Annotated in this window: 13 protein-coding genes; 10 read left to right on the forward strand and 3 right to left on the reverse strand. The window is 60.5% G+C overall.

Annotation, left to right across the window (positions count from 1 at the left end):
• Window positions 1-31: 31 nt before the first annotated feature.
• The 4 genes from panB (at window position 32) to EN943_RS15355 (ending at window position 3,316) form a co-directional block, all read left to right on the forward strand.
• The gene (gene panB, locus EN943_RS15340) at window positions 32-868 is read left to right on the forward strand and encodes a 3-methyl-2-oxobutanoate hydroxymethyltransferase (RefSeq protein ID WP_063169249.1); all 837 of its coding nucleotides are present in this window, start codon (window positions 32-34) and stop codon (window positions 866-868) included.
• Entirely contained in the window at window positions 865-1,773 is a 909-nt protein-coding gene (panC, locus tag EN943_RS15345) for a pantoate--beta-alanine ligase (RefSeq protein WP_063169248.1), read from the forward strand. The genes panB and panC overlap by 4 nt, the downstream gene beginning before the upstream one ends.
• A gap of 98 nt (window positions 1,774-1,871) precedes the next feature.
• Entirely contained in the window at window positions 1,872-2,591 is a 720-nt protein-coding gene (locus EN943_RS15350) for a LuxR family transcriptional regulator (RefSeq protein ID WP_063169247.1), read from the forward strand.
• A 92-nt stretch (window positions 2,592-2,683) separates the two neighbouring features.
• Window positions 2,684-3,316, forward strand: coding sequence for an acyl-homoserine-lactone synthase (locus tag EN943_RS15355; protein WP_063169246.1), 633 nt, complete (start codon window positions 2,684-2,686; stop codon window positions 3,314-3,316).
• Window positions 3,317-3,681: 365 nt separating this feature from the next.
• Here the strand turns inward: EN943_RS15355 and EN943_RS38355 are convergent, their stop codons facing one another.
• Entirely contained in the window at window positions 3,682-3,930 is a 249-nt protein-coding gene (locus EN943_RS38355; RefSeq protein ID WP_063169245.1) for a DUF6074 family protein, read from the reverse strand.
• A gap of 599 nt (window positions 3,931-4,529) precedes the next feature.
• Between EN943_RS38355 and EN943_RS15365 the strand changes: the two genes are divergently transcribed.
• The 3 genes from EN943_RS15365 (at window position 4,530) to EN943_RS15370 (ending at window position 5,547) form a co-directional block, all read left to right on the forward strand.
• Window positions 4,530-5,000: a hypothetical protein gene (locus EN943_RS15365; protein ID WP_224570941.1), complete on the forward strand. Its 471-nt coding sequence runs from the start codon at window positions 4,530-4,532 to the stop codon at window positions 4,998-5,000.
• Entirely contained in the window at window positions 4,993-5,127 is a 135-nt protein-coding gene (locus tag EN943_RS38810) for a hypothetical protein (protein WP_256754986.1), read from the forward strand. Before EN943_RS15365 ends, EN943_RS38810 begins: the two co-directional genes overlap by 8 nt.
• Window positions 5,128-5,301: 174 nt before the next feature.
• Window positions 5,302-5,547 (forward strand): hypothetical protein, encoded by a 246-nt coding sequence (locus tag EN943_RS15370; protein WP_063169243.1) that lies wholly within the window; start codon window positions 5,302-5,304, stop codon window positions 5,545-5,547.
• Window positions 5,548-5,736: 189 nt separating this feature from the next.
• Here EN943_RS15370 and EN943_RS15375 read toward each other — a convergent pair whose 3' ends face one another.
• Window positions 5,737-6,126: a hypothetical protein gene (locus EN943_RS15375; protein ID WP_024505560.1), complete on the reverse strand. Its 390-nt coding sequence runs from the start codon at window positions 6,124-6,126 to the stop codon at window positions 5,737-5,739.
• Window positions 6,127-6,832: 706 nt separating this feature from the next.
• On the opposite strand from EN943_RS15375, the gene EN943_RS15380 reads away from it, so the two are divergent.
• The 3 genes from EN943_RS15380 to EN943_RS15390 all read left to right on the forward strand — a co-directional run bounded on the left by EN943_RS15380 (window position 6,833) and on the right by EN943_RS15390 (window position 10,237).
• Entirely contained in the window at window positions 6,833-8,047 is a 1,215-nt protein-coding gene (locus EN943_RS15380; protein WP_210326676.1) for a cation:dicarboxylase symporter family transporter, read from the forward strand.
• A gap of 171 nt (window positions 8,048-8,218) precedes the next feature.
• Window positions 8,219-8,503, forward strand: a complete 285-nt coding sequence (locus tag EN943_RS38360; protein ID WP_224570942.1) for a thioredoxin domain-containing protein — start codon at window positions 8,219-8,221, stop codon at window positions 8,501-8,503.
• Between the two features lie 732 nt (window positions 8,504-9,235).
• Window positions 9,236-10,237 (forward strand): zincin-like metallopeptidase domain-containing protein, encoded by a 1,002-nt coding sequence (locus EN943_RS15390; protein ID WP_063169241.1) that lies wholly within the window; start codon window positions 9,236-9,238, stop codon window positions 10,235-10,237.
• A 157-nt stretch (window positions 10,238-10,394) separates the two neighbouring features.
• Here EN943_RS15390 and EN943_RS15395 read toward each other — a convergent pair.
• A partial coding sequence (locus EN943_RS15395; protein ID WP_281060849.1) for a TCP-1/cpn60 chaperonin family protein occupies window positions 10,395-10,882 on the reverse strand: 488 nt, incomplete at its 5' end.

Raw genomic sequence — 10,882 nt, forward strand, 5'->3', positions numbered from 1 at the left:
GCTGTTGGTAACGTAAGGGAAGGGGCCTCGGTTGAGCGCGGCTGGTGAGATAAAAGGGATGACTCCTCCAGATATTCGATCGCGAAAAGGCCAGACGCCACTTGTATGCTTGACGGCCTACACCACGCCGGTCGCGAGGCTGCTCGATCGCCACTGCGACATCGTTCTTGTCGGCGACAGCGTCGGCATGGTGCTGCACGGCCTGTCGTCGACGCTGGGGGTCACGCTCGACATGATGATCATGCACGGACAGGCCGTTCGCCGCGGCCTTGAACACGCGCTGATGGTCGTCGACCTGCCCTTCGGTTCCTACGAGGAAAGCCCAGAGCACGCTTTCGGCAACGCTGCGCGCGTGATGGGTGAGACCGGTTGTTCAGCGGTAAAGATCGAGGGCGGCGAGACCATCGCGGAAACCATCCGCTTCCTTACCGCGCGCGGCGTACCTGTCATGGCCCATGTGGGCCTGACGCCGCAGGCGGTAAACACGTTTGGAGGCTATCGTGTGCAGGGCCGGGGAGCCGATGCAGAGCGGATCAGGCGCGACGCCAGGGCGGTAACTGAAGCTGGCGCCTTCTCCTTGGTGCTGGAAAAGATACCGGAGCAGCTTGCACGGCAGATAACCGCCGATATCGACATACCCACCATCGGCATCGGTGCCTCGCCAGCTTGCGACGGCCAGATTCTGGTGAGCCACGATATGCTCGGGCTCTTCACCTCATTTCGGCCGAAGTTCGTCAAACGCTATGCCGAGCTCGGTGAGCAGGCTGAGGCGGCAATCGCCGCTTACGCCACCGATATGCGGAACCGGCACTTTCCGGCGGTCGAACATCTCTATGTCAACGCCTTGAAGGCCGGTGACTTCACATGAGCGTGCCGATCGCTCGAACCGTGAGCGAGCTGCGCGGCGTCGTTGCGCAATGGCGTCGCTCGGGTGCCACGATCGGTATTGTGCCGACCATGGGAGCCTTGCACGACGGGCATCTGAGCCTCGTGCGGAAGGCGCTCGAAAGGGCCGAGCGGGTGATCGTGACGCTGTTCGTAAACCCCAAGCAGTTCAACAGCCCCGCCGACCTGATTGCCTACCCTCGGACGGAAAGCGACGATGCTGCCAAGCTCGCTCTGCTGGGCACGCATCTGCTCTATGTGCCGGACACAGAGGAAATGTACCAGGTGGGCTTCGCCACGGCCGTTTCAGTGTCCGGCATCAGCGAATGCCTTTGCGGCGCATTCCGGCTCGGCCATTTCAATGGCGTGGCGACGGTCGTGGCCAAGCTCTTCCTGCAGGCCGGCGCTGACTTCGCCTTTTTTGGCGAAAAGGATTTTCAGCAACTTCAGCTTGTCAGGCGCTTGGTCCGGGATCTCGACATTCCGATCACTATTGTGCCCTGTCCGACAGTCCGCGAAGCCGATGGTCTTGCGCTATCGTCGCGTAACGTGCGGCTCTCCCCAGCCCAACGCGCCATTGCCCCAAAACTAGCATCGGTCCTGCTCGATACGGCCGAGCGGCTTGCACGCGGCTCCCCCATCCTGCCTACGCTTGATGAAGCGCGTGCAGCAATTCTGGCTGCCGGCTATCGCGAGCTCGAATACCTGGAGCTTCGCGGAGAAACAGACCTGCAATCGTTAGCAAGCCTTGACCGACCGGCACGCTTGCTTGCTGCGGCTTGGCTTGGCGACACGCGGCTCATCGATAACGTCGCAATATCACCCATCGGTAGTTGGTCAGGTGGGCGGAGCTCTCTCCAATCGGAAGCAGCACAGCAATTGCGGTGATGACGGCGGCGCGTCGTATGCCCTGCAGGGACAGGCCATCATTTAGAACCACGTCTCCGTCGGCTTCCAGCAACCTCCGCGAGGTACGCTAAGCGCAGATGCATCGCGTATTTGAAACCTTGGTCGAGCAACTCTCTGCAAGCGTCGATGCCGTCGATCTCCATGAGGCAATGGCGTCCGCCGCAGCCGGGTTCGACTTTCCGCTCTTCGCTTATTTCACCTACCCATCCGCTTCCGGCGACAGGCCGCGATTGATCTCGAATTATCCATCATCATGGACATCACATTACCTGCAACAGCGCTACCACAGCGTGGATCCCGTGATCCTGCGGGGACTGCGGGGCTGGGATACCTTCGACTGGGGTGTGGACCGCGATCACCGTTATTTGCCGACCTCTCAGCAGGAAGTCCTGGAAAAAGCAGCTGAGTTCGGCATTCGCGGCGGACTGACCATGTCGATGCATGATCATCGCGGCCGGTTCGCCGCACTGACCTTCGCCTCCAACGAGGCGCATCCGCCATTTCTGAGGTCGCTGACGCGCTACGAAAAAGCAATGCAACTGGTTGCGATCAACGTTCATATCCATGCCCGGCGCAGGCTCGCCGAAGATTGCGTGGTAGATGGCATAATGCTCACCCGGCGGGAGTTCGAGTGCCTGAAATGGGCGGCGTGCGGCAAGTCGGCCTGGGATATCAGCCAGATTCTCGGTGTCTCGAAACGCACCGTGACCTTCCATCAGGAAAACGCCAAGGCGAAGCTTGGCGTGCGAACCATCAACCAGGCCGTAGTGCGGATGGCTGCTCGGGCGAGATCCTGATCCTCTCCAAGTCTAGCTGTAAAGGTCTACAGGCTGCATTCATGACGGCTTTGCCCTTCGATTGCGTGGACACATCCCGCACGGAGACGACAATGATGCAGCTGATAACACCCGACTGCTACGCCGAGTTTGCGAGCGAACTCAAGGAAATGCACGGACTTAGGTATCGGGTTTTCAAGAAGCGGCTCGATTGGGAAGTGCAGACCGAAGGCGAAATGGAAACGGACTCGTTTGACAGCCTGAACCCCGTCTACCTGCTTCTCAAGGGGTCCGATTGGCGAACTTGCGGCTGCGTCCGCCTTTTGCCGACCACCGGACCGACAATGTTGCGCGATACGTTTCCGACGCTGCTGGATGAGATGGTGGTCCCTGCGAGTGCCGATATCTGGGAGAGTAGTCGTTTCGCGCTCGATCTCCCTGCGACAGCGCCGAAGGCAGCTGGCGGCCTGGCCCAAGCAACCTACGAGCTCTTCGCGGGGATCATCGAATTCGGCTTGGCCAACAATCTCTCCGGGATCGTAACGGTGACAGATACGCGCATCGAAAGGATCCTTCGTCTCGCGACCTGGCCGTTGTCACGTATCGGACAGCCCAAGCAGGTCGGCAACACCGAGGCAGTCGCCGGCTTCCTCGATATTTCCTACGCCAGTCTCTTGCGCATCCGCTGGAGGGGACGCCTCAACGGGCCGGTGTTGTGGCAACCAGTTCTCATCCAATCGGCATAGCGCCTGCGGATGCTCAGCCGTGACTTGAGTTAAGTCTGCTCACGGCCGCCACCGCCGCCGTGAGGGTGAGCGGACCCGCCCCACGAGCTTTCGACTGTTCCGGTCGATTGGCTCGCGCGGCCGGACTTTGGATTTCCGTAGGCGCAACCCGCAGTCCAGCGTGAGCACGCCAAAATGGCGCCCCTCCGCTTCGTCCAAAGAAGCCAACGTGGCTTCTGAGGTCGTCTTAGAATATTGGACCGGCCGCCGTGAGCGATCGCAACCTCAAAGCTTTGCCGGTATGCCGGTTTGGCCGGACCGTCGGCCAGTCGGAGCAGTCCCCCGATAAGGACCCGAGCTGACGCGCGGTCCAACAGCGCCCGAGCCTATGCTTTGTGCATTACCGTTCGGTTGGCCATGTCGTCCAAGACCGCATGAAGAAGGCTTCCAACCTCCTGCGCAGCGAGCTCTGGCGCAATTCCTACATCGGACAATTGAATGAGCATTTTCTTGGCGGCACAGCGCCAGAACGCGCTCGCCGCCTCGCCGTTCTTGGTCTCGAGGGCCTGGGCGATACTTTCGACCAATATACGTCGCCGATGCAGCGGAAATACGCAAATGTTTGATTCATGCATCAATCACCTCACAGATTCAGTTCCACAAAGAAAAACACCGGCGTCTTCAAAAGAGCCCCGCTAGCGCGGTGACGGTTCGCGGCGACATGACGAGTTCCACTTCCCCATCGACAAGCCATTGGGAGATGAGCCGCCGGACCGCATATCCGGGACCGCACATAAGGTGAACCACCATTGCTCATCCGGCTGCATTTTCCTGGGCCGTTCGACGAGGCGTTCCAGCCGAATTGACGTCCAATGACTTGATCTCTGAAAGGGCAGGGCGGTACGAATCACCCGACTGTTCCGCTGCTTACATTCCTGCGAGCTTGTGTATGAACGATTAAAGCGTGCCCGAGCCGTTCTTGGTGGCCGCCGCAGAAGGGAATCATGTCATCCGCTGCCTATCGTAGGCGGCGCGACTTCTAGCATGACTGCACTGCCCCGACAGGGCTTTGCAATCGCGCGTTTCGAAGCCTATGCTTTGGCATCGGCCGGCATTTACTTCGGTGCAGCCGACAGTAAGACGTACGCGCTCTTGCCCCGTTGGAAGAGAGCCTTGCCCGATCCCTCTTTCGCGACCAGGTGCTGAAGCCCTCACCCCGCAGGACTTCGCGCTTTTGCGACCATCGCTGCATCACGTCGAACCGGGCATCAAGGACAAGTTGGAGGTCGCGCATCAGCCGATCAAGAACGTATATTTTCCCGAGAGGGGCATCGCGTCGGTGGTCGCCACCATGACCGGCGGGCGGCAAGGTGAAGTCGGCATTGTCGGCTATGACGGGATGAAAGGAATTGCCGTCATTCTCGGAAAGGAAAGCACTACCTGGCGCCTGCCGGTTGAAAACCTTCGCCCTGCGATTAGCCCGTCGCTTCGCACCTCAGTGCTGGACTATGCCCACGCGTTCCTCGTCCAATCATGCCGGACGGCACTGGTCAATGGCCACTCCAAGGTCGAAGAACGGCTGGCCCGCTGGCAGCTGATGGTCCACGACCGTGCGGAAGGAGATAAGATCCTCCCGACGCATGAATTTCTGGCGACCATGCTCGCGCCCACCGCCCGGGGTCACCACGGCCCTGCAAATGCTTGAGTATCGAGGACTGGTGCACGCCAAGCGCGGCGAGATCACGATCATCGACCGTGCCGGATTGATAAAGCTCACACATGGCGCTTATGACAAGGAGGAGCAGCGTTATTTCGGCCTGGCCGCTGCCTGAAGCATGTCGGTTGAAACGGGTTCAGCCGACGTCTCCTTGCCCCTCACCAGGTCGCCCAAAAGCATCAGCGGTTTTGAACGAATCGCAGCGATTGTCCGCAATCGGACATAGGCTTGAAGGCGGTCGAATTCGTGCCATAAGTCGGGTTGGTCAGGGTTCAGGGAGGAATTCGTCATGACCAATTCGTTTCACACCGTCACCGTCGAAAAAGCCGCAGAAGCCTATGTCCTTTCCAGGGGAAGGGTCCGCTTTCTCTCCATGGCGCAGGCGATCCGCGCCATCCGAACACTAATGCCGGCATGCAAGGCCACCGACCGCGAGTTGGAGGAACTGTTGGCGGCCGCTTCCTTCGTTCATGGCGTGCCCGTCGCCTTCGACACAAAAACAGCCGATGGTGTAGAACCACGGCTGCATTCCTAAGAGGGCATGCCGCGCCATGCAGACTGTCAGAGGGCATTCGTCAGATGGTAGTCCGCTAACTTAACTGCAGAGTCTAAAGGACGTGTTCCAGCATTGCGAACTCACCGATCGCTTTGTTGCCAAAGCTGCCAGCAAGCGATCGCCTCATCCAGCCGTTTGCACCATCTCATCACAGACATCATCGCGATGCTACCTGTCCAGCATATGTCCAGCATTTCGCAAGGCGGCCAGAAGGAGCCTCGCATAGCCTGTGACATCGATCTGGGCCTGCATCGAAAGGGGCATGCTGGTCCAGTTCTCCAACGGTGCAATGAAAGGTGAGAAGGTGCCATTGACAAGGCAACAACAGCTAACAAGGCCCTCTCGGTCCAATGCCACCACACCGATCTTGTCGCCTGGATATCCAATGGCTGCGACTCGCTGGACCTCCAGGTCACCGTCCACCCGCACGTCAAAAAGAAGGCTACCACGGCTCCTCGTGGCTATCTCAGCCGCCTTCTCATCAAAGCTTGAAGAGAGCAAGCGGACGCTTTCCACCGCCATCTGGAAAATCACCAAATCCAGTTCATTCACGGCCATATGGGCATTTCCGCGCAACGGGTGGTGATTGCAATGACACATACTGCTTGTTCACAGATGTCGGTCACGAACGATCATTCGTCGGGTTCCGGTTCCGACCAACGGTGTCGCCACCTGATCGTGCTGCGGTTCGAACCTTCCGAACGCGAGCCGAGCGCGCTATGAGGTTGGAGTCTAGGTCTCGGACCCTGCCTCGCGGCCTGCTCATCTTTGGCAGACCCGTTGCAACGCCGCCGCGATGGCGCAAACGCCAGATGACGCTGATCCATCGCTTGATCGTGAACTGAGCTTCTGAACACCATTGGGACAGCAGGGTGGAAGGGCTTGACCAACGCTGCCCCCGTTTTCCAAGAGGACCCGTCCTCGATTGAATCTTTCGAGCCCCGTGCAGCGCGCAGCCAAATGATGACCATCTGGACCCAGCTCGCAGACCGCAAGGCAAAGAGGGAACCTTCCAGGCAGCCAAGCTGCGTCGACGCAAAGAGCGGCCTTTGGAGTTCCCAGAATCGACCCTTCCATAGTTGCGACAGGCAACCACTGCACGAGTGTGGGAGAGCGAATCGCAAGCATTGCGTGAGGTCCTGCGCGTTTTCCCCTCTTGCTATTTGGCACATCGTTTGCGCCGAAGTGGGCGCAGCGTTCGACCGGAGCACTGCATGGGAGAGGGAGGAGCCCCACCCCGATCCGGTCAAGGAGAGAGACGGTGTTGGTTCCAAGAGTTCCCCGCGCGATCTTAGCGCCCCGCAAGCGCCATTTTGCCCGGACCTACGTGCAGGTACTTGCCGCCATAATCCTGGGTGCCGCAATCGGCTATTTCCATTTGGAGACCGGCCACAGCCTGAAGCCGCTCTGCGATGCCTTCGTCGATGTCGTCAAGATAATCACCGTACCTGTCATCTTCCTGACAATGGCGACCGGCATTGCCGGCATGAGCGATCTGCAGAAGGTCGGCCGAGTTGCCGCCAAGGCGATGGTTTATTTCCTTACCTTCTCGACGCTAGCACTCCTTGTCGGGCTGATTGTCGCGAATATCGTTCAGCCTGGCGCCGGCCTCAACATCGATCCGGCCTCGCTCGATGTCGAAGCCGTTAAGGGCTATGTGGCCACGGCTCACGAGCAGTCCGTGACCAGCTTCCTGATGAACATCATCCCGTCAACGATTGCCAGTGCCTTCGCGGAAGGCGACATCCTGCAAGTCTTGTTCCTCTCGGTCCTGTTCCTCTCGATCCTGTTCGGCGCGGTCTGCCGCTACAACGGCCGCTCGCTCTTCTCTCTCGTCCGATACATCAAGGACGAGCTGCTGCTCGCAATGTCCTCCTCAGAGGCCGCGCTGGCCTCGCTCATGGAGAAGATGGAAAAGGCCGGCGCCACGCATTCGGTCGTGGGTCTCATTCCATTCAATCTGGACGGCACGAATATGATGCTCGCCGCCCTTTTCATCGCCCAAGCGACGAAAACTGATCTCCCGATCGGCTGCCGGATCCTCATGCTGTTTGTCGCATTGTTCCCTTCGAACGGAACAACCCGCATTACCGGTGCAGGCCTCGTCACAATGGCTGCAACGCTCTTTCTTGTTCCGGCCGCACCGGTCACCTCCGTGGGGCTTATTCTTGGCGTCGATCAGCTTATGTCCGAATGCCACGCGCTGACGGTTTTTCTCCGCAGCGTAGCGGCAACGCTGGCTGTCACCCGGTCCGGGGCGAGCGGGATAAACGACGATTCGGGGAGCGCCTCACTAGCGGACCGTTCAGCGCTCTGGCGGTGGACGGTCAAGTCGCCCGGCGTGGTGAACACAATTCCCCGTGCGAACGACGCTCAGCTATTGGGGTGGACCCGATGGCGCAAAGCCGTATTTGAGAAACCGCCAGATCGCACCGGCACCTGTGCGCCTGTAGCAACTGCGGGGCACGATCAAAACTGACCCATTTTACACCAAAAAGGCGGCCGTTGCTGCCACGCCGTCCATGGATTGGAGACTCATGTCTAAGCCGACTGCCATCACTGTCGCAGCTCTTCTTTTACTCCTCGCCTTGCTGGCGAGCCAATATAGCGCGAACCTGCACCGGCAGGCGTGGTCGACCGACAGGCAAAAGTGGAGCGGCGCATTCGACAACGATCTCCTTCGCCAATCGCCGGCAACCCGCAAGGCGATGCCGTTCTGGTCATATTCAATGACTACCACAACTGTCCGCATTGCAGACTGGCTGATATCAACTACCAAAAAGCCTTCAAGCATGAGCCCAATCTGAAGCTTGTGATCAAACAGTTCCCGGTCCTGGGACCGGATTCCCAATTCCCAGCCTTCGCCGCACTCGCCTCGAGAAAACAGGGAAAGTTCGACGAATTCCACCGCGCCCTTATGATTTCCCCCAGTTGAAGGGTCACTCTCAAGATCGCAGCGCGTGTAGGCCTTGACGTTGAGCAGCTCAAGCGGGAATGCAAGATCCGGCCATCGCAGATGAAATGCGCGCGTCCGCGCACTCGCGAAAGGTCTGCACTTAGACGGTACGCCCGCGTTGGTGGTCGGCGATATAGTGGTCGCCGACCTTGTGGACATGGCCAGCTTGCAACGCTTGCATCGCCGATGCGCGCTCAAAGCGTGCTGGCTCTCGTGCGGGGCAGCATCTGTAGACCGGCCACGCTGTTGTTGCCGGAGCGTGCCGTTTGTGGCAGCTGGCTTTGCTGTCGCTCCTCGTAATCTTGTTGCGGTCATCCAGCTGCCGTGGGCGCCAACAACAATCCTGAGCGCCCGCGCCTGAAGTCGCTGGCCGGGTGCTCGTGAACCGAGCCCGCTTTTCTTCGGCAAGCTCAGGCGGTCTTGGCCCTGCGGCATCGCCCCCTGGCGCGGGGCAGCCTTCGGCTGCTGACGGTCGCCGGCCTGTCGGCCGGCGTCTTTCTATTGTGGCCTTCCCCCTGGCGCAGGGTGGGCAGCACTCCCTTCTAGGCCCGCCGCGGCGTCCCGCAACCCTTCGCTTGTCGCTTTCGGGTCCTCCACTCCGTTCCGGTCCTGCTGATGCAGTCCGCCTCCGACGGCGGGCCTTTCCGGTCGCTTTTGCCGCCCACCCCGCTTCCGGGGAGGGCGCGCGATTGTAGAGCGGAGGACATCACGATGCGTGCAAACAACAAACGTTGCGGCAGCCGACAGGCTGGCGCAGACAGCGGCGGGCGCACCGGCGCCAGCCTTTATCAGGAAATCACCGACCGCATCATTGCCGAACTGGAGCGCGGCACCGTGCCATGGGTCAAGCCGTGGGGCAGGGCAAGGACAGGCCTCGGCCTGCCGCGGAATGCGGCCACCCAGCGCCGATATTCCGGCATCAATATCCTGATCCTGTGGGGCGCGGTCATCGAGCGCGGTTTCCCCAGCCAGAACTGGCTCACCTTCCGGCAGGCGCTTTCGCTTGGCGGCAATGTCAGGAAGGGCGAGCACGGCACCACCATCGTTCACGCTGACCGCTTTGTTCCCAAGAACGAAAAGCAACGCGCCGACACCGATGGCGACGAACCGCAGGCGGTGCCCTTCCTGAAGCGCTTCACCGTCTTCAATGTCGCGCAGTGCGATAATCTGCCCGAACATCTTTACGCCGCCGGCGAGCCTCTGCCTGAGCGCGAGATGGTCCCGCAGGCCGAGGCGCTCATTCATGCAACCGGCGCTGATTTTCGCGTCGGCGGCGAGCGCGCCTTCTACATGCCCGGCAGCGACACCATACAGGTGCCGCCGCAGCCGGCTTTCTTCCACCAGATCGACTATTACCGGACCTGCTTTCACGAGCTTGGCCACTGGACCGGCCACCCGAGGCGACTCGCGCGCGACCTGTCCGGCTCCTTCGGGTCCAACACCTATGCGCGCGAGGAACTGGTCGCCGAAATCGCATCAGCCTTCATCTGCAGCAGTCTCGGCATCGAGCCGACCGTGCGCCATGCCGACTACATCGGCTCATGGCTGACGGTTTTGCGCGAGGACAACCGCGCCATCTTCCGCGCCGCAAGCCATGCCTCGAAAGCCGCCGATTTCCTGCTTGGCCGCAATGTCGATGTCGAAGGCGAGGCACATGCCGAAACCGCCTATGGGAGCGCGCAATCCTCACACGCGACCGCCTTGCGCCTCTGATGACGCAAAGCCGCGCGCAACCAACTCGACAGTTCTTTTGAGGTTGCCCTAACGCCGATGGCCGGCGTTGGCGTCGATCGTTCATCGGACCGAGGTTCGCAAAAAAAGAGGGCGGCATTGATGCCGCCCTCTCGTTGCGAAAGCTGCCAGAGCTGGATTAGAAATCCATGCCGCCCATGCCGCCCATGCCGCCGCCGCCCATGCCGCCAGGCATGCCGCCGCCAGCCGACTCCTTCTTCGGAGCCTCCGCGATCATGGCTTCGGTGGTGACCAGCAGGCCGGCGACCGAGGCCGCGTCCTGAAGAGCCGTACGGACAACCTTGACCGGATCGACGATACCCATGGCGATCATGTCGCCATACTCGCCGGTCTGGGCGTTGTAGCCGAAGGTCGCGCCCTTGTTCTCAAGGATCTTGCCGGCAACGATCGATGCTTCCGCACCGGCGTTGGCCGCGATCTGGCGGGCCGGAGCCTGCAGCGCACGACGCACGATGTTGATGCCGGCGGCCTGGTCGGCATTGACGCCGGTGGCCTTGATGTTGGCCGAAGCGCGCAGCAGCGCGACGCCACCACCAGCAACGATGCCTTCTTCGACGGCCGCGCGGGTCGCGTTGAGGGCGTCATCGACGCGGTCCTTCTTTTCCT

Origin of the sequence: Mesorhizobium sp. M7A.F.Ca.US.006.01.1.1 (assembly GCF_003997935.1) — a bacterium.
GTDB lineage: Bacteria > Pseudomonadota > Alphaproteobacteria > Rhizobiales > Rhizobiaceae > Mesorhizobium.